The organism is Grimontia marina (genome assembly GCF_900060185.1).
In the GTDB taxonomy this organism is placed as follows: domain Bacteria; phylum Pseudomonadota; class Gammaproteobacteria; order Enterobacterales; family Vibrionaceae; genus Enterovibrio; species Enterovibrio marinus.
In genome coordinates this window covers 35,798-61,485 of record NZ_FIZY01000017.1, presented here as the reverse complement: position 1 = coordinate 61,485, position 25,688 = coordinate 35,798, and the positions used below count along the sequence as shown (strand labels likewise).

Below are 25,688 nucleotides of genomic sequence, written 5' to 3'. Positions count from 1 at the left end.
AAAAGCCGGGCTTTTTTAGGTTCGCTGTTTTTCCTTCAACTGCGCGAGTGCTATCTCGAAGGTATCTGCATCCATGTTTTCATCCAAGGCTCGGCAAAGCAGGGCTTCCATTGTTTCCGGTGCCAGCCCGCTAATAGGTGGATCGGTGTCCAGATTGGTTGGGAAGGCATAGCCATCTGTAGCGGCTGTGGCGATGGCCGCTTTTTCAGCTGATGACAGTGAACCGTTTTGCCAAATGGCAAGGAGAGTCGGATAAACTTTTCGACAAATTGCAGCAGAATCGACGGTTTCCATAGGCTTGGCGAAAGCTGAAGAGATTTGCAGTAGGTTGGCACTACGATGGAAATTTTCGGTGACGTTTGCACCTGCAGCATGAAATAAAGCCGGGTTAAAGAACACCGCATCACCTTTTTCCAAAGGCACCTGAATGTAGTGGGATTCAAAAAAATCCTGAAAGGCTTTCTGGTGATAAGCGATATAGCCAAGCGGATACTGTTGTGAGAAAGGCAACAGCTTGGTGGGACCACTCTCTATTGGCATATCGGTGTGGGCCACCGCGCCTTGTAAGGTCAGCATGGCCGACATTTGTTGTGCGTGTAACGGGTAGCGAACCGTTTCTTCCGGCACCTGAAAGCCAAGATGGTAATCACGATGAGAAACTTGTGCTTCACCACCAGGCCGCACAATATTGACCTGCGCAGTTACCTGATAGTGCGGTCCCAACCAAGCCTCACACACACACGTAAGCAACGGGTTTTTGTAGTAGTCAACGAAAGTTTCCGGGTCGACTGCTGCACTTTTCTGGAACACGTTCCAGATACGGCTATTGGCTTGTGGGCCTGTTTTTCCAAAGTGGTCGCCCGCGCTAAATCCTTTTTCGGCTTCAAGGATTTTTTCGAACACCTCGCTCATTTCATCAATCACGGCGGTGTTGTCATAGAAACGTTTAATGGCAATTACACCCGGTCCATGTTGCAGTGCATGGGCGATTTCGTCCTGAATGGCTCCGACATTTGATCCAGCAGAGCGCATGGTACCACCATCAAATATCACCACGTTGTCAATGATATCATCAGCCAAGGGATAGTCGGCTTTGTTGATGATTTGCGACGTGCAGATTTTGTCAAAAACCTCAATGTCGCAGCTTGATTTACCGTAAAACGAAAGGCGTGGAGGGGAGTGCAAATCCATAGCGATACCTCTTTGGCTAAATCGTCGAATAACTATCTTTGTTTCACTATAGCGTCAAATATGAAATATAAATTTCACTTTGTTGAGAATTGAAAAATATGTTCTATTATTGGCAGATTAGATCATCAATCAGTTCATGATCAGTCACGACAAGGAGCCGTTATGTCTGACCTGCTTTCCAAGCGAAACCTGCCCGATGAAAAAGGACGCTACCAGAACATTACCCCCGCCTCTGCAGGCTGGAAATATGTAGGCTTTCAGGCTTACCAACTCACGCCCAATCAAACCATCACTTTCAAAGCCGGCAGCGAAGAAGAAATCTGTCTTGTGCTGGTGGGCGGTAAGGCGAGTGCTACTTTGGCAGGTAAATTACTGGGTGAAATTGGCGGCCGATCAGGGCCGTTTGAAAAGAAAAAACCGTACTCGCTGTATATCACTGCGGGTGACTCTGCTGAACTGACTACAACAACGAATGTGGAGCTTGCAGTTTGTCGCGCGCCGGGCAAAGGCACCTTTCCTTCTCGCCTTATCGGTCCTGAACAAGTTGGCGCAGAAGCGAGAGGAAACGGCAATAACAAACGCTATGTACACAACATTCTCCCAGACAACGAGAACGCAGACAGCCTGCTGGTGGTGGAAGTCTATACTGACGAAGGCTGCACCAGCTCATACCCCAGCCACAAACATGACAGGGACGCACCACCGGAAGAAACACACCTCGAGGAAACTTATTACCATAGACTGAATCCGTCTCAGGGTTTCTGCATTCAGCGGGTTTATACCGATGAGCGTGATCTGGATGAGTGCATGGCCGTTTACGACGGTGATGTGGTTATGGTTCCCCGTGGTTATCACCCTGTTGCGACCATGGCGGGTTACGACAGCTATTACCTAAATGTGATGGCGGGGCCAGTTAGAAAGTGGCTGTTTACATGGGAAGAAGACCATGCGTGGGTGAACAGTGCGGAATATGCCAACAAACACAACAATCAAAAATAGCAGTATCAAGAGGAGAGGCCATGTTTAATATTGCGTTATTCGGCTGTGGACGGATAGGAAAAGTCCACGCAGTGAATATAGATGCCCACTCACAAACCCAAATCAAAGCGGTGATTGACCCTTATCATGAAGGCGCTGCCAAGCTCGCAGATGAGTTTGATGCCGAGGTGATGACCACAGAAGAAGCGATGGCAGACCCTGATATTCATGCGGTCGTCATTTGCTCAGCAACAGATACCCATGCGGATTTGATTGAACAAGCCGCGCGAGCAGGCAAAGCAATTTTCTGTGAAAAGCCGATTGACCTGAGCCTGGAGCGTGTCAGGGGATGTTTGAACGTAGTGAACGAACATAACGCCAAGCTGCTTGTTGGCTTTAACCGTCGCTATGACCCTCAATTCCGAACCATGAAAGATCTGTTTGAGTCCGGCGCAATTGGTAAAGCCGAAACCTTGGTGATTACGTCCCGCGACCCATCGCCACCACCTGTTGAATACGTGAAAGTATCCGGCGGTATTTTCCGAGACATGTCGATTCATGACTTGGACATGGCGCGTTTCATTATGGGTGAAGAACCAGTTTCAGTTTCAGCGCACGGCTCATGCTTGGTAGATCCAGCGATTGGTGAAGCTGGCGATATCGACAGTGCCGTCGTGGTGATGCATTTCGAATCCGGTGCGATGGCGACCATCATCAATAGCCGCCGTTCTGGTTATGGCTACGATCAACGTATCGAACTGCATGGTAGCAAAGGTATGCTGAAAGCTGGCAATGTCCGCGAGCATCAGGTTGAACATTGGGGCGATGAAAGCTGCGCTGCTGCTAAGCCTCAGTACTTTTTTCTAGAACGGTACAAAGATGCTTACATCGCCGAGTGGCAACACTTTGTTGAAGTTTTGGAAGGTAAAGCTGAGCCACAATGCACAGGTGTTGACGGAGAACTGGCGCTTTCTCTGGCAGAATTTGCTTTGGAGTCGCTGGAGAGGCATGAGACTGTTAAGGTGAACTAACTTCCTTAGCAAACAGGTTTAGATTAGAGGGGGCAATCTCAAGAATGCGTCCTCTTTTTTGCGCCAACTACAATTGTCATGTGTTAATATACAGTATTTATTTACTCAAATGATAGGAAAAACATGGAACGTTGCAGCTGGGCGAATGTAAGCGAACTGGATCAGAAATATCATGATGAGGAGTGGGGTGTGCCTGTTCACGACGATCAGCAATTGTTTGAAATGCTGATTCTGGAGGGCGCGCAAGCAGGATTAAGCTGGACCACCATTCTCAAAAAGCGTGAAGGTTACAGAGAAGCCTTTGATAAATTCCACATCGAAACCGTAGCAGCTTACGACGAAAAGAAAATCGCCGATCTGTTGGAAAACCCGGCCATCGTCCGTAACAAACTCAAAGTGAATGGCACTGTGATTAACGCCAAGTTGGTGTTGGAAATCCAGAAAGAGTTTGGCAGCTTCAACGAATACATCTGGCAGTTTGTGGGTGGAAAACCCATCATCAATCATTGGGAAACCTTAGGGTATGTCCCAACTTCCACACCCGAATCTGATGCCATGAGTAAAGCGCTGAAAAAGAAAGGCTTTAAGTTTGTCGGAACTACTATTTGCTACGCGTATATGCAAGCGACGGGCATGGTGAACGATCACCTGACCGGCTGCTTCCGCTATGGGGTTGATGTCGGCGAATAAGACCCGATAAAAACAAGTGAAAAGCTGGCATCTCCGCCAGCTTTTCTGTTTTAGCTCTTCTTGTTGATTCTCACCACGGCATAAACCACCAGAATCATCCCTAGGCCGTGCCAGATGGTGAAGGCTTCATCAAGCAGGGTAATAGCAAAAAGTGCGGTCACTGCTGGACCAATATTGCTGGTTAGACTCAGCACAGATGGGGTTAACCTTGCCATAGCCGCAGCGACAAAGTACGAAGGCAATACCGTACAGAAAAAACCCAGCACGACGCCCAGTGCAATAAGCTCATTCGACATATCACTAAATTGCGCGCCTTTTACTTGATACTGAGCCATGATCACCAATCCTGCACTGCCCATACCAATACTGGTGAAAAGTTGGGAACCCATCTGGCCAATCACTTTCTTACTCAACACCAAATAAACGGCAAAGGTCAAAGCCGCACCAATGGCCATCACACTACCAAGCCAAACCTGTGAACCAAATGAGCTGAAATCATGCAGCACAATCATGGCAACGCCGACATAACCAATAGCGATAGAAAGAAACGTCCCTTTGCGCGGTGCCTCTTTCATAAAGACCCAACTGATGATCACCACAAACGATGGAAACAGGAAGATCAACAAGCGTTCCAGTTGAGCTGAAATAAACTCCAGCGCCATGATGTCCAGCAGTGCTGCGAAGTAGTAGCCAAGGACACCGACGAGTGCTGCTTGCCAGCCAAACTGCCGCACTTTGCTGCGTTCACTGGCATTACGACATAGCCAGAGTAGGATGAGGAAGTAAATTGGAAGGGAAGACGCAGCGCGAAGACTCATGATTGCAGTGGCATCACCACCCATTGTGTACGCGAGCTTAATAAGCACAGGCTTGATAGAGAAAAGCACCGTACCGATTAAGGCGTAAATGATACCGGTTCGGTAGTCGGAGGAGTCTTGCGTACTGACAGACGCGTCATTCATTGTTCACTTCCTTGATATGGGTTCGTTGTTTTAGTCAAGGCTGTGAGAAGAAGACATCCGGCTGTTCTACTCACAGCCGGAAACGAGTCACTCTACCGACTGAAGGGCATAAGAAGAAGTAGCCAGAGTGGTAGAGACTGGAAAATCATAAGTGACTCTTTTTTGGTGATGAATATTTAAACTACAGAAATAGAGACGGGTGGGCAAGGGAATTTTGGGGGCATAAAGCTGGTAGGGGTACTTAGTTGTGTTTATTCCCAGTTTTCATTCTACGTCGTTCGCTACATAACAACGGTTCTCTGTTTGCCAGCATTCATTCCTTTTGTTGGTTGGTTTCGGTTTGACGATTGAATAGGAGGTACAAAACAGACTGAGTTTCCTTCTTACTTTTGAAACCTGTACTTCTCACGTTACTGTGTACTATCGCGATGGCATATCTTTCAAATTTTTTGTGAGGCTGAAATCCAACCATGTACAGGGAAGAAAGGGCAAGTAGCAAGGAGATGAAGTTGTGAAAGGCCTCTTTGGGAGATTGTTGCAGGCTCTGGCTAAAACTAGAGCCGGTTCTTACGTCAAAGAAATTGAAATAGCTCCTGAAAAAAAGATGGCTAGTATGGGCGAATTTACAGACAGCGAACGCGCTGAATTGGCCGCTCAAGGCGTGGTTTTCTATCGAAATAAAGCTATATTCAGAGCGCGTGAACCTATCACCGTAGCAGAAATAGACGCTGTTGAGTCTGCATGCGGCCAGCCAATTCCTCGAAGTGTTTTAAAACTCTGGCAACAATGCTTTGGTGGAGAACATGAATATAATCTCCTCGCTGATTTTTCCGGTTTTGTAGAGACTTTAGGGCTCAATAATATCTGCGCGCCCAAAGACAATGGATATAAAGATCTTTACGGTTGGATTGAAAATGAGTGGCAAAACAGTGATGGAGACTCTATTCCCTCACTGCCCGTAATGGCAGGACAAGACTATATTGAAAGACTTTTTGTTGACTTTAAAAACAATGAAACGGCTTCAGCTTTTCATTGCGGAATCGCTGGATGGGAATATCGGGTTCCTAACGCCGACTTCTTCGATTTTAAAGATGGGTTGAGCTCAGTCTTCGATCATCTCTTTTTATACCCTAGCTATTCTCCGGACGAGTCAAATAGATTGGTGTACGAAATACCTAGCACCTTGATTGAATACCGACGCAAAAATGGATGGACAGACAGTGATCCACCTGATGGTCTTGATGACGCAGTATTAAAAACTGAAAACCCTGAGATTATCGCGAAGTTTAAAATGCTACAAATCGCCAATATGCTTGATTGGAGAGGAGCTCTCGAGCAAGGCACGATAATAAAAGATTGGCGGTTGCCAATTCTTTCTATTGAGGCAGCAATACTTGCAGAAGATATTCACCTTTTGAATCAGCTTGAAGCAGCCGGGTGTGATTTATCTCGCCCATTACAGAGAAATATCCTGCCAGTTGAATTTGCGCTTTTGAACGATAAAGGCACGGTGTTCCAAGTGCTAAGGCAGAGATCATTCAGTTCTCCAAGGTTGGCACGTATTGCCCTTGCGAAGAAATCTGACGCAATCATCATCGAAGATATAATAAAAACTTCTCCAAGTTTTGACTACAAAACGTTACTTGAATTTTTGAGCATGCCAGTGACAGATATTACTCTGCTCAACCTCCTATTTGACAACCTCAACAAAGATTGGGCTGATAGTTCTGACTTGAGCATTCAGCAAATCGAACACCTTATTCAGGTGGCAGAGAGAAAGATAAAGTTGTATCAGTCGGATTACGACTCTGTCATGTCTTATAAGTCAGTGGGAGGACCAGGTAACCCGCAGCTAGAAAGGTTTATGGCAGGTCTCAAGGAGGTTATAACTTCCGCAAAGCCGAACTGGCAGGCCGATTTGAAAAACAAGCGTATTCGAGATCGCCCTACGAGCGGATACTTCGCGCTGCTTGAAGCGTTGGTTACGGACAATGTCGAAATCATCGAAGCACTCACTGCCCAAAGCGTTGACTGTCATAAGTACCGGTTCGTCTCAAGCTGGGCGCATAACACAACCCCTCTTCTTTATTGCGCGTTGAACGACAAGCCTAACGCCTTTAAAGCACTGCTCATAGGCTCACATGATCTTTTCGATGTGCTAAGTTCAATGATTTCATGCGGTTGCAATAAATACTACATCGAAACTTTAGTTAATCATTTATGCTCAGTCGGGAAAGAGATCCCCATAGATTCGGTTGTGCATGCGGCTAGCACAGGTAACCTCGATATCGTACAGTACCTTTTGACAGTATTCGGACAGTCGCGAGTTAATGATGAGTTGCTAGACCTCGCGGCGATATTCAATTTACACAGATATGCGTTGGCAAATGAAGAACAAAACCCAGAACTTTCCACCAGAATTACGGACTGGGTTACCAATTGGAAGGGGCGCCTCACCTACAACTCTTGCTTTGGCACTTCCGCACCAGCGTGGACAATGCTCTCTGGGGCAATTTGCTATGACGACAATATTGAATCACCTAGAGAAATTTGGCCACTTTGCTGGGCTAACCTATACTCCGGCCCATTACTTCTGGGTCTGTACGGTGAACTCGGTTTTGAGTACATCACTCGGACTCAAGGGTTCCGGTCTCAATTCAGCTTTGAAAACCCTCCAGAAGAAGCGGTGAAGTTTAGAGGTTTATTATCAGGGTTTCTTGTCCAAGAGCTTGATTTCCCAGATACCTCTTCATTTCTGAATTCGTTTCTTGAGGTGGTTATAAATTGCTATTGGGCGCATCAGAAATTGGCGCTGGCTAGACTCGATGATGCAGATAGAATTGCTATCGATTTGCAATTTTCACCAGAATTTCGCCGTACTCTTAATTCTCTTGCATCGACAAATTTCGATTATGCTCTGGAGCGTGAGCAACTGGCTGATCATACACTCACAGACTCTATGATTGACCTAGCGCATGCGCGCATGGCGTATCTGGCAAATCGACTAACACACAGAGAATACTTGCTGCTTTGCGCGCTCTGGCAACCTCTGGTCTATATACACTTCAATACATGGATAGATATCTATGAAAGCCTCAAGAAAAGCGATCTTGATACTAATTATGTGGATTCGATTTTAAAGGTCATCGAAACGCACTGTTTATCCAATCCACCTCTTAATCGAACAGAAGATGGTGAGGAAGCAGGTCTCTGGAGAGATATAGAATTCAAATTGCCGACGCGTATGCCAAAGTAACTTTTTATCCATGCGCCAGAAAGACTTCTCGAAACGAACGCCTAAGGTGATAATTGCGAATTCGCTTTTGTCTAAACCGATACAGGTTAGTTGCTAATGAATGTTGCTCAAACCACCAAATCCCGAACCTTTCTGGTCGACCCTTCTTCCAGCACTTGCTGCTTTAACACGTCTTTGTACATATTGAACATGTATGCCTGACCCGCTTGAATACCCATGCCATAGCCTTCATCTAATTTGGATTTTTTCATGGTAAAGCGACCAACAGGGAAGGTGTCTGGTGGCGCAATCACATTCACCACGCAATCCTTTGGCGGATTCTTAATAAACGCCAGCGAGGCATTATAACGCTCTGCACGTTTACGCATCGCATCCGCAACGTGAGGGTACTTCTTTAGCAGTTGATCCATTAGCTTTGGCATTTTCATTGGAGACATTTCATAGTCGCCAGGCTGCGAAAGGATAACGGTGATTTCCCGTGCGCCGCGTCGGTAGGCTTCCGCAACAGGAATGGAATCCGCTACGCCGCCATCGGTGTAACAGCCGCCAGAGAAACACGGCGTTGGGCGGTAGGCGATCGGTAAAGCTGTGGTCGCTTCAATCACCTTAGACATATTATCTGGGTTAACCCAGTAATAGTCTGCATCGCCAGTATCCACATTGGTGACGGCTGCCAGCAAAGGAATGTTGTTGAACAGAGTGTCTGTGTCGAGAGGGAAGCGGCGCAGAGATTCTTGCTCCAACCACTGAACATCAACCAGATTACCGCCGCGGACAAAACGCGTAGGGTTAAAGAAAGCACTGTCAGTCGCCAACCCAGTGATCACCTGATAGCTGCGGTTTGGCTGCTGGGCAAGATAACCCAATAAATTGGAAGCTCCTGCGGATACGCCAATGGCGAAATCAAAAGGATTATAATTAACCTCCAAAAAAGCATCCAACACACCGGCCGCGAAAATACCGCGCATTGCTCCACCTTCAACGACCAGTGCTTTCTTACCTGACATCTTTCTAATCTCTTGTGCTCCGTTGGTATTGGTGTCAGGTTAAGGTTTTTGAACTGCTATCTGAAATCGTTAATAACTATTTTATCGATAGCGGCTGCTTATTATCAGAGGTATAGCAAAAAGGAAAGGCTTTGGGATTATCAGAAGGGAATACAGGCGAAGCATTTTGTCTCGCCTAATACCGGTCAGTTATTCATAGCGTGCTGCAGTAATGAACTCGCCGAAAGATTCACACCAAACAATCACGGTATTGAACTGTGAAGGGTCAATATCACCGGGGACTTCTACCAAGAAGTTGTCGAAGGTTTTTACATCACCAACTTGCTGCATCTGCGGTTTCAGGCGGTTAAAATCGGCTTCTGTTTCGACAAATTCAGGGGAAAGATAGAGCTTGTAATCAGGGCCGGGTGCTAGTTCACCCATCAGTGAAATGGCTTCTGGGCTAATAGAGACTTTTCCTTCACCCCAGTGGAAAGTATCGCTGTCTTTCAGGTCTTTACGGAACTCTCCGGTATAACTCGCATTAGATGCAGTGGATTCGATCACTTCGACAGAAGGGCCTTCCGGTGCAACAAGAATGGGTAGTGCGTAAAGACCAGCAGCAAAACCGATAGCGATGGCAAAGCCATGAGTGAAAAGTAAAACGATCCCGTTTTTCATTGCATCCCCTGCGTGAGATTGATTCTTAACTACATTGTAACCTAACACGTTGCTTTCGCTGGTGAAGTGATAAAAAGCCCGTGTAGAGATCATCATGGGGGCTTTTTCAGGTTCTTCTCAATTGTGGAGCGAAGAATTAGTCATCTGTTTTCTCGGCAATTTTTACCACGAACTTGTGGAGTTCTTGCCCTCCAACTGACCTATAAAGGCGTCCGGCAAAGCAACCAAGCCGTCAGCAATTTGTTCTTTGTACTGTATTTTGCCTTCCATCAGCCACTTGCTCATTTCATCCGCGCAGTCTTCGCAATGGTGACAGTAATCACCAAAGATGATGAAGCCATGCATCCAGGTGCGTCTGCTCAGCAGGGTCGCCATCACCAGAGAAATAAGGTCTGGCCCCTCTGATAGTGCAGTCGTCTAGAGGGTGATCTTAAGGATGATCCAACCAGTGAAAAAACGCATGAAATGTTTGTTTCATTAGTTGCGATCTGGTCGTTTCGATCTTAGTATAAAATGAAACGTACATTTCATTGTGTGGTTTAATGAAGTGTATTTTTTAGGTTCAGCCACACTGAACAGGATGGGAAATCTGACAGGAGTCGGGAATGACGACGGTAGAAAAAACATTGGACGTGATTTGCCTTGGGCGTGTCGCCGTTGATTTGTATGGAGAGCAGGTCGGTTCGCGTCTTGAAGATATGCGAACCTTTGCCAAGTATCTGGGTGGCTCATCGGGCAATGTTGCTCACGGTACTGCAAGGCAGGGTCTTAAATCCGGTATGTTGGCTCGTGTGGGCGACGAGCACATGGGACGCTTTGTGACCGAAGAACTAGAACGGGTTGGCGTCGATACCAGCAACATCATCATCGACAAAGAAAGGCTGACAGCACTTGTGTTGCTAGGCATCAAAGATGAAGAAACCTTCCCGCTGATTTTCTACCGAGACAACTGTGCTGACAAAGCCATTACGCCCGAAGACATCAACGAAGATTACATTGCTTCGGCTAAGTGTTTGGCGATTACCGGCACACACCTTTCCAACCCTAGCTCCCGTGACGCCGTGATCACAGCGCTGAACTATGCCCGTAAGCATGGCGTTCGTACCGCATTGGATGTGGACTACCGACCTGTGCTTTGGGGGCTGACTTCGCTGGGAGATGGCGAAACCCGCTACATCGAATCGGACGAAGTGACACGCCAGCTTCAGGAAGTACTTGGCCTGTTTGACCTTATTGTTGGTACCGAAGAAGAGTTCCATATTGCTGGGGGAGCCGAAGACTCCGTCGAAGCACTCAAGTCTGTGCGAGCTTTCACTGATGCTGCCTTGGTGTGTAAACGAGGACCACTGGGCTGCAGCGTATTCACTGACGAAATTGGCAGTGTGCTTGATGATGGTATAACGGTGCAGGGCGTGCGTGTAGAAGTACTAAATGTACTTGGGGCGGGTGATGCCTTTATGTCTGGGCTGCTTCGCGGCTACCTGAATGATGAATCCTGGGAGCAGTGCTGCCGCTATGCTAACGCCTGCGGGGCGTTAGTGGTTTCACGCCATGGATGCTCTCCTGCGATGCCTACCAAAGAAGAGCTGGACTACTACCTTCAACACGAGCATGAGATCCCACGTCCGGATAAAGATGGCATGCTTAATCACCTCCATCGCGTAACTACCCGGGAGCTGGCTTGGAGTGATTTGTGTGTGCTGGCCTTCGACCATCGCTCCCAGTTTGTCGAAATGGCTCAGGAAGCAGGGGTAGATGTCGCACATATCCCTTATCTCAAAACTCTAATTTGGCAGGCCGCGCAGGAAGTCGCGCAGGAATCTGGCTTGAAAGGGAAAGCGGGTATCCTTTGCGATTCCACTTTCGGCATGGAAGTACTGAATGCCGCAACAGGGTTTGGTGACCATGTCGATGAACGTTGGTGGGTCGGTCGACCTATCGAACTGCCGGGCTCGCGCCCTCTGCGCCTCGAGCACGGGAACATCGGAACCCAACTCGCGAGTTGGCCAAAAGAACAAGTCGTTAAATGCCTTGTTTTCTACCACCCTGATGACACCAGAGGGTTGCAATTGGAGCAGGAAAACATGCTCCATGAAGTCTATAAAGCCTGTTGCGCTGCGGGTAACGAGCTGTTGGTGGAAGTGATTCTGCCAAGGGATTTCGAGGTGAGCTCTGCGACAGAAGCTGATTTTCTTTACTTGCGTGCGATGACCCGTTTCTACAACTTGGACATTAAACCGGATTGGTGGAAATTGCCCCCCCTGACTAAGCAAGGCTGGCGAGCAGTTGATGAACTGATTGAACAGCGTGACGCGCATTGTCGTGGTGTTGTGCTGTTGGGCTTGGATGCACCAGCCGAAGAGTTAAAGGAAGGATTTGCAGCCTCTTCAGTATCGAAAACCGTAAGGGGATTTGCAGTCGGCCGTACCATCTTTGGAGAGCCAAGCCGTCAATGGATGCGCGGCGAGTTGGATAACCAAGGGTTAGTTGCTGCCGTGAAGGCGAATTATCTCGGGTTGATTGAAACCTGGCGTCAACGCGGAGAGTAAGGAGACAATCATGGCTGTTGAATTAGGGATTAACCCACTGACCTGGACCAATGATGATTTGCCTTCTCTGGGGGCTGAAACGCCTTTAGAGATATGCCTTTCTGAGGGCAGACAGGCCGGCTTTACAGGGTTTGAGCTTGGAAACAAATTTCCACGTAACCCCGACGTGTTAGGGCCGATTCTGGCAAAACACGACCTGAAGCTGGTTTCCGGCTGGCATTCCGGTGAGCTGCTGAGCCGCAGTGTCGAGCAGGAAATTGAAACGATGCAACCGCACCTGAATCTACTGAAAACACTCGGGGCGAAAGTCATGGTGTTTGCAGAAGTGACGGGTTGTGTCCACGGGAAACAAAACATGCCCGTCGTAATACGCCCGGCTTTCCCCGAGAAACGCTGGCAGGAATACGGACAAAAGCTCACGGAATTGGCGAAGTTCACTCTATCCCAGGGTGTACAGATTGCCTATCACCACCATATGGGCACGGTTATAGAGAGCGAGGCGGATGTGGATCGTCTAATGGCGGAAACAGGACCAGAAGTAGGTTTGTTGCTCGATACGGGTCATCTGCATTTTGCAGGCGGCGATCCTCTTGCGGTAGCGAAACGTCACGCCGGCAGAATCAATCATGTGCACTGCAAAGATATTCGCCAATCAATGTTGGACGATGCCAAAAACCGTCGCCTGAGCTTTTTGGACGCTGTGTTGAATGGCGTGTTTACCGTACCGGGCGATGGTTGTATTGACTATGCGGCGGTGATGGATGTGCTGAAACAGGCAGATTACTCAGGTTGGCTGGTGGTGGAAGCAGAGCAGGACCCTTCGATTGCGCACCCACTGACATACGCAACACTTGGATATAACAATTTGGCGTCCTTTGCGCGAAATGCCGGATTGATGTGATTGAGACATGGAGACCCAAGACATGGAAACAGTTCATAACTTTATTAACGGACAAATCGCAGAAAGCAGTACTGAACGATTTGGCGCAGTATTCAACCCGGCGACTGGCGAGCAGACCCGTAAGGTGGTATTGAGCAAAGCAGAAGAAGTAGAGGCGGCCGTGGCTGCTGCGCATGCGGCTTTTCCTGCATGGAAGAAAACACCACCATTACGCCGTGCCCGTGTGATGTTCAAATTCAAAGCGCTGCTTGAAGCGAATCAGGACAAACTGGCTCGCCTTATCAGCAACGAACACGGTAAAGTCTACTCTGATGCCGTCGGCGAGTTGACCCGCGGATTGGAAGTCGTTGAATTTGCTTGCGGCATTCCTCATCTACAAAAAGGGGAGAGCTCGGCGAATGTGGGCTCTGGGGTTGATAGTCACTCCATCATGCAGCCGCTTGGCGTGTGTGCCGGGATAACCCCATTTAACTTCCCCGCGATGGTACCAATGTGGATGTTCCCGATTGCCCTTGCTACCGGTAATTCCTTTGTTCTGAAGCCTTCCGAGAAGGATCCATCACTGGGTTTGATGCTGGCGGAATTACTTAAAGAAGCCGGATTGCCAGACGGTGTTTTCAACGTGGTCAATGGTGACAAAGAAGCGGTAGATGTATTGCTGACAGACCCTCGCGTTCAAGCGGTGAGCTTTGTCGGTTCAACACCTATTGCGGAATACATCTACTCCACGGCATCCGCGCATGGAAAACGCTGTCAGGCGCTCGGCGGTGCGAAAAATCATTGTATTTTGATGCCTGACGCTGACCTTGAAATGGCAAGCGGTGCCATCATGGGGGCAGGCTTTGGTGCCGCGGGTGAGCGCTGCATGGCGCTGTCTGTTGTCGTCGCTGTAGGCGATGAAACCGCAGATAAGTTGTTAGCCTCACTGTCAGAAAGCATCAATAAAATGCGCGTTGGCCCGGGTATTGTTGACGGCCCGGAAAACGACATGGGACCAGTTATTTCCGCACAACATCGCGACAAAATTGTCGGCTACATTGACGCGGGTGTCGAGCAGGGTGCGAAATTGGTGGTTGATGGCCGTGGTTGTCAGGTGGAAGGGCATGACAATGGCTACTTTGTGGGTCCTACACTGTTTGATGACGTGACACCTGATATGACTATCTATCAGGATGAAATCTTTGGGCCAGTGCTGTCTTTGGTGCGTGTGCCGGATTATCAAACGGCATTAGAACTGATTAACCGCCATGAGTATGGCAATGGCTCTGCTATCTTCACCCGGGATGGTGAGACTGCCCGCCAGTTCAGTGAAGATGTGTTGGCAGGCATGGTAGGTGTCAATGTACCCATTCCTGTCCCAATGGCGTTCCACAGCTTTGGCGGCTGGAAACGTTCTATCTTCGGGCCACTGAATGTGCATGGTAACGATGGCGTTCGCTTCTACACCCGAATGAAAACGGTCACTACCCGCTGGCCAGCCAGTGTGCGACTCGAAACCCACGATAGTCACTTCACCATGCCAACCATGGGGTAAACAATGTAAACGGAAAAGGTCGCAATTTGCGGCTTTTTTATTGCTCACAGGTATAACCAGTGCACGTTATTTCTGCGCTTTCACCTGCTCTCGCAATTGGAACTTCTGGATTTTTCCCGTGGGTGTTCTCGGAATCGTGGTGAAGGCAAAATGCTTTGGAACTTTGAACGCAGCCATATGTTTACTGCACCAGGCTTTTAGTTCTAGCTCTGAAGCTTCCTGGCCTTCTCTACACTCAATAAATGCATAGGGGACTTCCCCCCATTTTTCATTAGGGCAGGCAACCACAGCAGCAACTGCAACGGCAGGATGTTTGTAGAGAACATCTTCAATTTCGATGGATGAGATGTTTTCTCCACCTGAGATAATGATGTCTTTGGAGCGGTCCTTAAGCTGAATGTAGCCATCTGGGTATTTCACCGCTAAGTCACCGGAGTGGAACCATCCCCCTGCAAATGCAGACTCAGTGGCGGTCAGGTTCTTGAAATATCCCTTCATCACCACATTGCCGCGGAACATGACTTCACCAATGGTCTTTCCGTCTGCAGGGACGGGCTCCATGGTCTCTGGATTCATCACATCCAAGGCCTCGAGCGGTAGATATCGAACCCCTTGCCGTGCTTTGAGTTTGGCTTGATCCTGAATCGGCAGGTCATCCCACTCATCATGCCATTCATTCACGACAGCAGGGCCATACACTTCTGCCAAACCATAGAGATGAGTGACTTCAAAACCTGCCTGCTGCATCTTCGCGAGTGTGCTCTCCGGGGGAGGCGCGGCAGCGGTGAAAAACGCCACTTTGTCAGAGAGTGGCTGGGTTTGGTCAGACAGAATAATATCCATGACGATCGGCGCGCCAGAAAGGTGAGTGACTTTATGCTCGGTTAGTGCATGCCAGATTGGCTCTGCGCGAACCTGTCTAAGACAAACGTGTGTGCCGCAGATGGCAGACATCGTCCAAGGGAAGCACCAGCCATTGCAGTGAAACATCGGAAGTGTCCAGAGATACGTCGAATACTTGGGCATCTCCGCAGTGAACACATTCCCTAGAGCCAGAAGGTAAGCGCCGCGGTGATGACACACCACACCCTTCGGGTTGCCCGTTGTACCGGACGTGTAGTTCATGGAAATGGCATCCCATTCATCTTCTGGCATCAACCAGCGAAAGGATTTGTCGCCCTGACTGATAAAGGTTTCGTAGTCCTGATAGGTTGAGTTGGGTGTTTCTTTAGTCTCCTCAATCCATACGGGGTCACAGTAAACAATGACGATTGGCGAACGCTCTGCCAGTTCGAGCGCATCCTCTGCAACGGGTAAAAACCCCTGATCAACGATCAGCACTTTGGCCTCTGCATGATCAAGTTGATAGGCGATGGTGGCAGCTTCTAAGCGGGTATTGATGGAATGTAAAACTGAGCCCGCCATAGGCACGCCATAATGGCATTCCAGCATGGCGGGCGTGTTGGCTAACATAGCAGAAACTGTGTCACCCCGACCAAGGCCGAGATTGGCCAGCTGCGACGCTAACTGACGGCTTCGGTCATAGAAGGTTTGATATGTAATTCTCAGGTCGCCATGAACAATGGCAAGCGAGTCTGGATAGTTTGATGCTGTGCGCTCGAGAAAGCCAAGGGGCGTCAGTGGTTGGTAGTTTGCAGGGTTACGGTCCAGTCCAATGTTATAAAGATTCGACATCGCTGAACCTCACTGATTTCGCCAGACAGGAGGACGTTTTTCAACGAAGGCGCTGATCCCTTCTTCACCGTCTTCCGTCAGCATATTGTTTACCATGACTTCGCTGGCGTAGGCATAAGCTTCTTTTAGATTCATTTCCTGCTGGCGGTAAAACGCTTCTTTTCCGATAGCCAGTGTCAGAGAGGATTTGGCTGCGATCTTATCCGCCACTTCCTGTGTCAGTGCTTTTAAAGAAGCGCTTTCAGTGACGCGATTAATCAGCCCCATTCGCTCTGCATCAGCGGCAGAAAGCATGTCCCCGGTGAGCAGCATTTCCATGGCATGCTTGCTCGAAACGTTTCTGGAAAGAGCAACCATCGGGGTAGAACAGAAAAGACCAATATTCACGCCCGGTGTGGCAAAACGAGACGTGTCAGAGGCATAGGCGAGGTCACAACTGGCCACCAACTGACAACCCGCTGCGGTGGCAATGCCGTCGATTTCTGCGATCACAGGTTTAGGGCAGTTCACAATGGCAGTCATCATCGCGGCACATTGGCTCATGAGAGAGGTGAAAAAGGCACGGCCTTTATCGTCACTATTTCGGGCAGCAGTTATCTCTTTGAGATCATGTCCAGCGCTGAATGCAGGGCCATTACCAGATAGAACAACCACTTTTACATCGGATGAAATAGAAGCGTCAGTGATGGCTTGGTGAAGCGCTCCAATCATAGCCTCAGAGAGAGCGTTGCGCCGCTGGGGGTTATTCAAGGTTAATCGCAATACGCCATTGCTACTGAGCTCTTTTTCTATCTGCGATGTCATTGGTGGTTCCTATCCTTGGCTATTAGCTAAAAGGTCAGTACAGAACACAACGTCAGGTGATGAAAGGTTAGAAGTAAGACTTGTCGGAAACTCAATATTGAAAGACGCATAACGTTGATAAGAGCCGACAACAAAGAGAGTTGGGTGACTAAGTAAGATTGTTCCTTAGTGCATAGTCGACCATTTCAGCGGTAGAGGAGACGTTCAGCTTATGCTTGATGTTCTGGCGATGGGTTTCCACGGTGCGCACGCTGATATCTAATTGCTGTGCGATTTTCTTGCTGCTCAAGCCCTTTGCAACAAGAGCAAGCACGGTTGTTTCGCGTTGGCTGAGTATGTTCTTTTTGTTCTCGGATTTTCGGGACTCTTTGACCATATCAAAAAGCGCCTTACTAGAGCTTTGGCAAAAGTAACTGGCGCCGTCATTAACGGTTTTAATCGCATTGATCATTTCTTCCAGCGAGACATCTTTGAGGATGTAGCCAGAAGCGCCGGACTCCATCACTTTCTGAATGTACTCACGGTTATCATGCATGGTCAAAATGAGTATTTTGGTCTCGGGGTGGTTTTGACTGAATAGTTTGGTGGTTTCGATACCGTTGAGCACTGGCATACTGATGTCCATCAATACCACGTCAGGTTTTAAAACTTTGGCTTTCTCAAGCGCCTCTACACCGTTTACCGCTGTACCTGCGACAGCAACGCCAGGTTCATTTTCGATGCGGGCAACAAACCCTTCCAGAACGGCACGGTGATCATCGACCAGCAATACACGAATGTCATCCATGATTTCTCTCCATGATTATGGTGCTGAGTTCCAACAGAATACTCACTTCCGTTCCCCGCTCTTTCTCTGCGCTGATTTCAAAGTCACCACCGATAAATTCGATGCGCTCCCGCATATTTCTTAACCCGATCCCCCGACCTTTGAGCGCTTCGGAAACGTTAAAGCCTTTGCCATCATCGCGAATGATTAACTGCAATCTTTCCCCCAACTTTGACAAGATTATGTCGACGTTTCTGCATTGGCTGTGCTTTTCAATATTCACCAAGGACTCCTGCACCACCCGGTACAAGGTGGTGGTGACTTCCGGAAGCAGTTTGTCATCAAAATCATCCAAATGGGTGTCGATTTGAATGTTCTGTGAAGTAGCAAAGTCTGATGCTAGCAATTCAAGCGCAGCATTAAGGCCAATATCGTCTAACGCGGAAGGGCGAAGGTTACGCGAAATGTTTCGTACCTCTTTAATCGCCTTTACCAGAGAGGATTCACCTTTCTGAAGGTGTTCTCCGGCAGTGGTACTTCCGTTCTGGCGTAGCTCTTTTGACAGCAACTCAATATGGCATTTTGCGGAGACCAGTAACTGGTTCACACAGTCATGTAGTTCACGGGAAATGTACTTTTTCTCGTCTTCTTGCAGCATCACATTGCGAAACGCCAACTCACGTAGCCTTTCATCAGCGATTCGGTGCTCGTGTAAATTAACTGCCAGCGCAATCACCACCATGATGAGCACACTGGAAACCAGAATAACCAATATGGCAATGTAGGTATGATTAATGCTGGTTTGAACATCCTGTTTGACCCCTTCGATCTGCTCGCCAATATCTTCAATGTAAAGCCCAGTACCTACCATCCATTTCCACTTGGGTAGCCATATGGCATAGCTCAGCTTTGGGACGACTTCATTGGTAGAGGGTTTATGCCATAAATATTGATGAAAGCCGTCTCCCGCCTTGGCTGAAGCAAGCAGATTCTGGATCAGGAAATTGCCATTAGAATCTTTTAGATTGATAAGATTCTGGCCTTCCAACTCTGGCATGATGGGGTGAGCGAGGTTAAAGCCCGCTTCGTCATAAACAAAGAAATAGCCATCATTGCCGTAGCGAAGCTGACGGAGTACTTCCAAGGCCTGGTGTTTAAGCTCGGACTCGTTTCTTGATGTGTCATCGTACAGATAATCGATGCTCTGGATAGCAAGGTGAACGTAGTCTTCCAGTGCTTGCTCTTTGGTCGTGAGCATACTCTCGCGGAAGGTGGAGATTTCCTTTACGCCGAGGGATTGGGACTGGTTAATGGTTATCCAGCCGATGACGTAGCTGATAACCACGAGAGGGATCACTGTCATCAAAATGATCTTCAATTTAAGTGACATGTCCCTCTCTCCTATAAAATGCAAAGGTCTTTGTAATATTAATCGCTTAACGCGTTTTTGCCGAAAATGGTCTTAGGGTCTATTGACCTTTGGTGGTTAAATTTTGTTCTAGCTATAAGCGTTTTAGGCGCGGCGAGGTGTGTGCCGCCTAGTCATTCTAAGCAAATACACCTCAACAAAGCATAAAACGCTTAGGGCAGAACCCTTCGGGCAGCGTTTGTGGAGAATTTCTGCTGCGTTATCAGCTTCTCATGTAGGCTAGCTACACATCGAAGCCTCTGCCTTGCATAAAATCCCCACAAACTGCTGCAAAAATCATCACCAAAGGTCAACAGACCCTAATTTCCGCCAAGGCCATAGAAAGCCGGGAAGATCAGAATACTGAGCAGCACCGCAACCTGAATGGCGATAAACGGCAAAACACCCCGGTAAATGTCTCCAGTGGTGATAGAGGGTGGGGCGACGCCTTTGAGGTAAAACAGACTGAAACCAAACGGCGGCGTTAAGAAAGAGGACTGTAAATTCATCGCAATCAGGATGGCGAACCAAACCATATCAATACCAATCAGTTGAGCGACTGGCGCTAATATCGGCACAATGATGAAGCAGATCTCCACAAAGTCGATAAAAAAGCCCAGCAGTAGCACAACGAGCATGGTCAGGATCAGAAAGCCCCATTTATCGCCCGGCAATGCTGTCAGCCATTCTTCAACCAGATAATCGCCACCTGTATAGGTAAATGCCATTGAGAAGGCGGTCGCGCCAACCAAAATACCAAACACCATCGCGGTAACTTTGACGGTTTCTACCGCACTTTCAAACATCAGGCGGACTGAAAACTGCCCGTAAACCAATGCCAATACGATAGCGCCAACACCACCTAAAACGGCAGATTCTGTAGGGGTTGCAATACCCGCGAAAATGGAACCCAACACCACAATGATGAGCGCGAGGGGCGGGATAATGGCTTTCAGTGCATCGATGATTTCTGCGGTTCTATCCTGATCGGGCAGGCGTGTCATTGCCCTGGCGGCTTGTGGATTAAGAAAGGCATAAATCAGGATGTAAGCGATATAGGCACCAACCAATATCAGCCCCGGTAAAACAGCAGCTTGAAACAGATCGCCCACGGGAATGCCGAGTACATCACCGAGTAAAATCAGGATGATGGAAGGAGGAATGATTTGTCCCAGCGTACCTGACGCGCAAATGGTGCCGCAGGCCAGTGACTTTGCATATTGATACTTCAGCATCACTGGCAGGGAAATCAGCCCCATTGCCACGACAGAGGCGCCCACAACACCAGTGGAGGCCGCCAGCAGACAGCCAACCAATACAGTTGAAATGGCCAATCCGCCTCTGACACCGCCAAACAGGCGAGCCATCGCTTCTAACAACTGCTCTGCCAATCGGGTCTTTTGTAACACCAGCCCCATGAATACAAATAAGGGCACAGCCATCAACACAGTGTTTTCCATCACACTCATAATGCGAAACGGCATGAAGGCAAACATCTCGACGCCTTCGGCCCAAATACCGAATATCAGCGCAATACCACCAAACGTGAATGCGACAGGAAAGCCAAGTAGCAGCGCAAAGAGAGCAACCACGAACATTACGATACCAATCATGGTGTTACTCCTTTATTTGGTCGTTGGACATCAAGCGTTGAATGGCATTTAAAGACTTTGATATGCCAATCAAAAACAGAAAAAGGAAAGAGACAGGGATCATCCCTTTGATGACCCACCGATGCGGTAAGCCACCGGGGTCGCCACTGCTTTCACCTAATTGGTAGGCTTCTTGGGTAAAGTCGAGACCAAAATAAAAAATCAGAAAGCTGAAAGGTAACAGCAAGATAAGGCAACCAAGCAAGTCGATGACCGCCTGAATTTTCTGTGGCCAGCGCTCGTAAAATACGTCAATACGGACATGTCCTCCCGTTTTCAGGGCGTAGGGGATACCCAGTAAAAACACAGCGGAAAACAGATGCCATTCAAGTTCTTGGGAACCAATTGATACTTGATTGAAGACGTACCTCATCACCACGTTGTAAAACACGTTGATTACGAGCAGCAGGAAAAGGGTACTGGCTATCCAGCCCAGTACATCAGCGATTCTATTTATGGATCGCTCAAGTAATAACAGCGTATACATGTTCACTCCATGAACAAAAAAGCGCCGGGTGGGATATCCCGGCGAAAAACAACTTCATGCCTTCTATTGGCCTTGAAGATAAGCTTCCTCAGAAATGGAGGTCCAACGGCGTATTTTGTCCAGGTAGGCCTGTTGGGAGTCGAGGATCTTTTTCGCTTGCGCATCTTTGTCGGCGTAGTTCGCCAGTAATTTGGTGTTGGCAGAGCGCAGGGCATTAATCACATCATCAGGAAACTGTTTAACCTGAATATCTGGATATTCGGCGGTCATTTCTTCCCACGCTTCTGCGCTGGCATGCGCGTTTTGGATATACATGTCGTAAGCCGCAGTGCGCATGGCTACGCGAAGGATTTCCTGCAGATCTTCAGGAAGGCGCTCCCAGGTGCGCTTGTTGACGAGAAATTGCAGTTCAGTCGCGGGCTCATGCCAGCCTGTGTAGTAGTAAGGAGCAATTTTGTGAAAGCCCATACGTAAATCCAGCCCTGGGCCTACCCATTCCAACGCATCAATAGTGCGTCTTTCCAGAGCGGTATAAAGCTCACCGGGGGCGATGTTTGTCGGGCTAGCACCTAACTCAGCCAATACTTCACCAGCAAAGCCGGGAATACGCATCTTAAGGCCTTCCAGGTCATCCACTGAGTTGATTTCTTTTTGGAACCAGCCACCCATTTGAACGCCGGTATTACCGCCGGGGAAGGAAAGAAGATTGTGTGGGGCATAGACTTCTTCCATCAGTGCCATGCCGTCTCCATGATAGAACCAACCATACTGTTCAGAAGCGACCATACCGAATGGCATGGTGGTGAAGAACAGCGTGTTTGGCACTTTGCCTTTCCAGTAATACGAGGCTGAGTGTCCCATGTCATATTGGCCTGACTTCACCATGTCGAAGACACCGAATGGAGATTTGTGCTTATTAGATGAGTCGATGCGGATCTTAAGACGTCCATTGGACATTTTCTCCGCCATGGCAGCCATATTCTTTGTAGCATCACCGAAAATGGGGAAGTTAGGTCCCCAGGTTTCGGCTAATGTCAGTCGGTAGGTTTTCTCCGCGGCAAAGGCAGAAAAACTGAGGACGGCAGAGAGGCAAATACATGCAAATGCTGCCAGTACTTTTTCAGTTTTTGAATGTAGAGGTTTCATGTCGCATTTCCTTATTGCTATAGAAATTCCAACGACACGATGAATAACAACTCGATAACAAAAAATTCGTATTACCGCGCAAGTACTCGTAAAAGCCGACAAGATCACTACCTAGTTACTTACTACGTACTTCTTCTTATGAGGTGCTCGTTAACTTATTGAATAAAAAGGAACGCAAGTTGAATGTTGTTCAAAGGGGGAGCAAAAAGTTTTACGTATTTCTGACCAAAGGATGATGCAAGAGATGTTGTTGCCAATTTGTGACCACGGTAAGGTTTGGCCGCAGGAAGGGAGAAAGAGAACCTGTTTGTCAGGTTCTCTTGGTTTGTTCAAAGTGACGTTTTAAACATTTAAAACGGATGCCAACGCTTGTGATACTTCACCTTCTGACGCATCACGGGAAATGGTGAACGAGCGATAGGTATCACCGCGGCCGAATGAACGGTCAATCTCGGCAAGGCAGTGGATAACCGAACCATCCAAGATGAAAGAAAGCTCGATTTCCTTCTTGTTGAACATGCCGCTGTTTTTGAATTCAAGCTCTTGATAACAGCCAGAAACAGAGGCAAAGCCATTGCCACGCAAATGTCCTTTCTCTACATCTGCCTTCACCAAGGCAAAGCCTTCACGTTCAATGGCGGAAAGCACACGTTGTACTGCAGGCAGTGGGCGAACTTCCAGATAATCTCGGTCAGTTGGGTCGATGGCGAAATCGATGTCCAGAACAGTCTCTACCCAGACATGGCTCTGGTTGAGTTTTGCATTAACCGACGTAATTGGCGTTTCGGCATGCAGCTTCAGTTCGAACGGCACTTCTTTTTCTTCACCCGGTTGAATGGTGAAAGGATCATTTGCCTGAATATGACCAAGGACAAAGACCTGATAACCCACACCAGAGTCAGACTCAACTTTGACTTCAGTGCAGAGTTTCAGTGTGATGGAGTCAATCTCTTGCTCGACATCTCCGCCCTTGATATGAACGGTTCCGCGCAGGGTTTCGCCTTGGTAAACAGATTCATTGTGAAGGATGGTATCGACTTTGGTTGCGCCAATACCTAAAGAAGCTTTAAGTTTCTTGAACATAGTAATCCTTGATTGTTCAGTGTCATTCCCTGTTTACCGAACATTGGCTGTCGGTGCAAGTCACAGACAGTATAAAGAAAAAGTCAGGGGAGAAGGCCCTGACTTTGTCGAGTTATGCGGCGAGTGACGGCACGCCACTGTGGAAACGGAACATATCATCTGGTGTTTGGATGAGTTCGGCTTCTTTCTCACCAATCGCTTTGACGCGGTCGGAAATATCTCCGCCGGCAATGGCTGCCGCCAGTTTCAAATAATCCTGATAGTGGCGTGCTTCTGACCGCAGCAGAGAGATATAAAACTTACGCAGTTCTTCATCCAAGTACGGTGCGACTTTGGCAAAGCGCTCACATGAGCGAGCTTCGATGTAAGCGCCAATAATCAGCTTGTCGATAAGCATCGCTGGCTCATGCGTACGGACAATTGACATCAATCCTCGTGCGTAGCGGCCGGCATTGAGCGGGCTGTATGGCATATCACGTTTTTCCATGATTTCGATGACCTGCTCGAAATGATGGAATTCTTCTTTAATCAGTCGAACCATTTTGTCGATTAAATCTGGGCCGTGTTCGAAACCTTCCTTGGGTTTTAGTGGAGCGCTCAGCCCATTCTTTTTAGCGTGGAAAATCCCATCACGCATGCCACGGTAAACGAAATCTTCATAGGGTTTTGCCCACTCCAAAAGTAGCTCGCCGCTGGACGCGTCAATGGCGTACTTGCGGATAAGCCACATTGCGGTTTGGCTGGCTTTTAATTCGCAGTTAGCGTGATCACGCAGAAGTATGGTTTCGTTTTCAGGCTTAATGGCTTCATCAATCCACGTCTGTGGCGTTTCGCAGTGCAGAAACCCGCGCACTGGCTCGAGCAAACTTTCTAATTCTGGGCTTAGCGACATCGATTTTCTTTGGTCTTTTTAGTGCTTTGAAGACGGCAATTATATACCCAAACGACCTGAATATGCTCGCATTGAGGGTCTACTTTCAGGCGAGTTGACTGGCGCCATGCCCTTTGTTGTTCCTTTTTGATGTTCGAAAAAGTTGAACATCAAACTCAAATCTCTCTGGTTTTATTCAAGATTGGGATTGCTTAACCTTTAAAGCAATAAGTTAAGCGCAAAAGGAGGTCGAAATGATTGATATCCGTAAATCTGAGAAACGTGGCCGTGCAAGCTTTGGTTGGCTGGACAGTCGCCACACCTTCTCTTTTGGTCATTATCATGACCCAGAGCAAATGGGTTTCTCGGCGCTTCGTGTGATTAACGATGATGTGGTGAAACCATCGGCTGGGTTTGATACTCACGGTCACCGTGATATGGAGATCATAAGTTATGTTCTGGACGGTGTGATTGAGCATAAAGACAGTGAAGGGAATATCAAGTCTCTGCCAGCGGGCGAATTTCAATTGATGTCTGCAGGGAAGGGGATTTACCACAGCGAGTATAATGGCTCTTCCGACAGTGACCTTCGCTTCCTGCAAATTTGGATTCAGCCTAATGAGAAGGGTGGAGCACCAGGTTATCAGCAGAAGGACTTTGGTAAAGCATTGGGCTTCACTGAAATAGCAACGCCTGATGGCCGCGATGGCACATTGCACATTAAACAAGATGCCCGATTACTACAGTTAATCTTGGAAAACGGTAGTTCGGAAACTTTCACCCCGGAAATGGGCAGCAATGTGTATTTGCATGTCGTAGCAGGTGAGTTGTCAGTGAATGACGATACTCTCACAGGTGGCGACGGTGCAAAAGTTAGCGGGCTCTCCCAACTCTTGCTGAAAAATAACGGCTCAGAAAGCGTCACTGCTTTGGTCTTCGATTTGACGTAATGTGTTTAAGCTCTTGAAATAGAAGGTCAGCCAAAAGCTGACCTTTTTTTGTTTCTGGGAAACGCTC

General features: G+C 48.1%; 22 protein-coding genes. 8 read left to right on the top strand and 14 right to left on the bottom strand.

What is annotated here, in order from left to right:
• Positions 1–15: 15 nt before the first annotated feature.
• The gene (locus GMA8713_RS10800) at positions 16–1,191 is read right to left on the bottom strand and encodes a phytanoyl-CoA dioxygenase family protein (RefSeq protein WP_062709173.1); all 1,176 of its coding nucleotides are present in this window, start codon (positions 1,189–1,191) and stop codon (positions 16–18) included.
• 162 nt (positions 1,192–1,353) lie between these two features.
• On the opposite strand from GMA8713_RS10800, the gene iolB reads away from it, so the two are divergent.
• The 3 genes from iolB (at position 1,354) to GMA8713_RS10785 (ending at position 3,890) form a co-directional block, all read left to right on the top strand.
• Entirely contained in the window at positions 1,354–2,190 is an 837-nt protein-coding gene (gene iolB, locus GMA8713_RS10795) for a 5-deoxy-glucuronate isomerase (RefSeq protein WP_062709170.1), read from the top strand.
• Positions 2,191–2,210: 20 nt separating this feature from the next.
• On the top strand, positions 2,211–3,200 hold the full coding sequence (gene iolG / locus GMA8713_RS10790) for an inositol 2-dehydrogenase (protein WP_062709167.1): 990 nt from the start codon (positions 2,211–2,213) through the stop codon (positions 3,198–3,200).
• A 123-nt stretch (positions 3,201–3,323) separates the two neighbouring features.
• Positions 3,324–3,890 carry a DNA-3-methyladenine glycosylase I gene (locus GMA8713_RS10785; RefSeq protein WP_062709163.1) on the top strand — a complete coding sequence of 189 codons (567 nt, stop codon included), beginning with the start codon at positions 3,324–3,326 and terminating at the stop codon, positions 3,888–3,890.
• A gap of 50 nt (positions 3,891–3,940) precedes the next feature.
• On the opposite strand, the gene GMA8713_RS10780 is transcribed toward GMA8713_RS10785, so the two are convergent.
• Positions 3,941–4,852: a DMT family transporter gene (locus GMA8713_RS10780; RefSeq protein WP_062709160.1), complete on the bottom strand. Its 912-nt coding sequence runs from the start codon at positions 4,850–4,852 to the stop codon at positions 3,941–3,943.
• Positions 4,853–5,363: 511 nt separating this feature from the next.
• Here GMA8713_RS10780 and GMA8713_RS10775 point away from each other — a divergent pair.
• On the top strand, positions 5,364–8,108 hold the full coding sequence (locus GMA8713_RS10775; protein ID WP_062709157.1) for an SMI1/KNR4 family protein: 2,745 nt from the start codon (positions 5,364–5,366) through the stop codon (positions 8,106–8,108).
• 107 nt (positions 8,109–8,215) lie between these two features.
• Here the strand turns inward: GMA8713_RS10775 and GMA8713_RS10770 are convergent, their stop codons facing one another.
• The 3 genes from GMA8713_RS10770 to GMA8713_RS10760 all read right to left on the bottom strand — a co-directional run bounded on the left by GMA8713_RS10770 (position 8,216) and on the right by GMA8713_RS10760 (position 10,150).
• The gene (locus GMA8713_RS10770; protein ID WP_062709153.1) at positions 8,216–9,115 is read right to left on the bottom strand and encodes a patatin-like phospholipase family protein; all 900 of its coding nucleotides are present in this window, start codon (positions 9,113–9,115) and stop codon (positions 8,216–8,218) included.
• Between the two features lie 189 nt (positions 9,116–9,304).
• Entirely contained in the window at positions 9,305–9,775 is a 471-nt protein-coding gene (locus GMA8713_RS10765) for a DM13 domain-containing protein (RefSeq protein WP_062709253.1), read from the bottom strand.
• A 162-nt stretch (positions 9,776–9,937) separates the two neighbouring features.
• Positions 9,938–10,150 carry a hypothetical protein gene (locus GMA8713_RS10760; RefSeq protein WP_062709150.1) on the bottom strand — a complete coding sequence of 71 codons (213 nt, stop codon included), beginning with the start codon at positions 10,148–10,150 and terminating at the stop codon, positions 9,938–9,940.
• A 230-nt stretch (positions 10,151–10,380) separates the two neighbouring features.
• Here GMA8713_RS10760 and GMA8713_RS10755 point away from each other — a divergent pair, with 230 nt between their 5' ends.
• Genes GMA8713_RS10755 through GMA8713_RS10745 form a run of 3 tightly spaced genes read left to right on the top strand, consistent with a single transcriptional unit; the run spans position 10,381 to position 14,759 of the window.
• A complete protein-coding gene (locus GMA8713_RS10755; RefSeq protein WP_062709147.1) occupies positions 10,381–12,324 on the top strand; it encodes a bifunctional 5-dehydro-2-deoxygluconokinase/5-dehydro-2-deoxyphosphogluconate aldolase in 1,944 nt (647 codons plus the stop codon).
• Positions 12,325–12,334: 10 nt separating this feature from the next.
• Positions 12,335–13,225 carry a myo-inosose-2 dehydratase gene (gene iolE / locus GMA8713_RS10750; protein ID WP_062709143.1) on the top strand — a complete coding sequence of 297 codons (891 nt, stop codon included), beginning with the start codon at positions 12,335–12,337 and terminating at the stop codon, positions 13,223–13,225.
• Positions 13,226–13,247: 22 nt separating this feature from the next.
• The gene (locus GMA8713_RS10745; protein WP_062709141.1) at positions 13,248–14,759 is read left to right on the top strand and encodes a CoA-acylating methylmalonate-semialdehyde dehydrogenase; all 1,512 of its coding nucleotides are present in this window, start codon (positions 13,248–13,250) and stop codon (positions 14,757–14,759) included.
• A 66-nt stretch (positions 14,760–14,825) separates the two neighbouring features.
• Here GMA8713_RS10745 and GMA8713_RS10740 read toward each other — a convergent pair whose 3' ends face one another.
• From GMA8713_RS10740 to miaE, 9 genes are all read right to left on the bottom strand, one after another.
• Positions 14,826–16,454 (bottom strand): acyl-CoA synthetase, encoded by a 1,629-nt coding sequence (locus GMA8713_RS10740; RefSeq protein WP_062709138.1) that lies wholly within the window; start codon positions 16,452–16,454, stop codon positions 14,826–14,828.
• A 9-nt stretch (positions 16,455–16,463) separates the two neighbouring features.
• Positions 16,464–17,258, bottom strand: coding sequence for an enoyl-CoA hydratase (locus GMA8713_RS10735; RefSeq protein WP_062709136.1), 795 nt, complete (start codon positions 17,256–17,258; stop codon positions 16,464–16,466).
• Positions 17,259–17,406: 148 nt separating this feature from the next.
• A complete protein-coding gene (locus GMA8713_RS10730) occupies positions 17,407–18,045 on the bottom strand; it encodes a response regulator transcription factor (protein ID WP_002540135.1) in 639 nt (212 codons plus the stop codon).
• The gene (locus tag GMA8713_RS10725) at positions 18,038–19,414 is read right to left on the bottom strand and encodes a cache domain-containing protein (protein ID WP_062709133.1); all 1,377 of its coding nucleotides are present in this window, start codon (positions 19,412–19,414) and stop codon (positions 18,038–18,040) included. Before GMA8713_RS10725 ends, GMA8713_RS10730 begins: the two co-directional genes overlap by 8 nt.
• A gap of 338 nt (positions 19,415–19,752) precedes the next feature.
• Positions 19,753–21,045 carry a TRAP transporter large permease gene (locus GMA8713_RS10720; protein WP_062709130.1) on the bottom strand — a complete coding sequence of 431 codons (1,293 nt, stop codon included), beginning with the start codon at positions 21,043–21,045 and terminating at the stop codon, positions 19,753–19,755.
• 4 nt (positions 21,046–21,049) lie between these two features.
• Positions 21,050–21,571, bottom strand: coding sequence for a TRAP transporter small permease subunit (locus GMA8713_RS10715; protein WP_062709127.1), 522 nt, complete (start codon positions 21,569–21,571; stop codon positions 21,050–21,052).
• 63 nt (positions 21,572–21,634) lie between these two features.
• Positions 21,635–22,717 (bottom strand): TRAP transporter substrate-binding protein, encoded by a 1,083-nt coding sequence (locus GMA8713_RS10710; RefSeq protein WP_002540130.1) that lies wholly within the window; start codon positions 22,715–22,717, stop codon positions 21,635–21,637.
• Between the two features lie 342 nt (positions 22,718–23,059).
• Positions 23,060–23,800: a sporulation protein gene (locus tag GMA8713_RS10705; RefSeq protein WP_062709123.1), complete on the bottom strand. Its 741-nt coding sequence runs from the start codon at positions 23,798–23,800 to the stop codon at positions 23,060–23,062.
• A 112-nt stretch (positions 23,801–23,912) separates the two neighbouring features.
• Positions 23,913–24,692 (bottom strand): tRNA isopentenyl-2-thiomethyl-A-37 hydroxylase MiaE, encoded by a 780-nt coding sequence (gene miaE, locus GMA8713_RS10700; RefSeq protein WP_002540127.1) that lies wholly within the window; start codon positions 24,690–24,692, stop codon positions 23,913–23,915.
• A 233-nt stretch (positions 24,693–24,925) separates the two neighbouring features.
• Here miaE and GMA8713_RS10695 point away from each other — a divergent pair, with 233 nt between their 5' ends.
• Positions 24,926–25,621 (top strand): pirin family protein, encoded by a 696-nt coding sequence (locus GMA8713_RS10695; protein ID WP_062709119.1) that lies wholly within the window; start codon positions 24,926–24,928, stop codon positions 25,619–25,621.
• Positions 25,622–25,688: the final 67 nt, after the last annotated feature.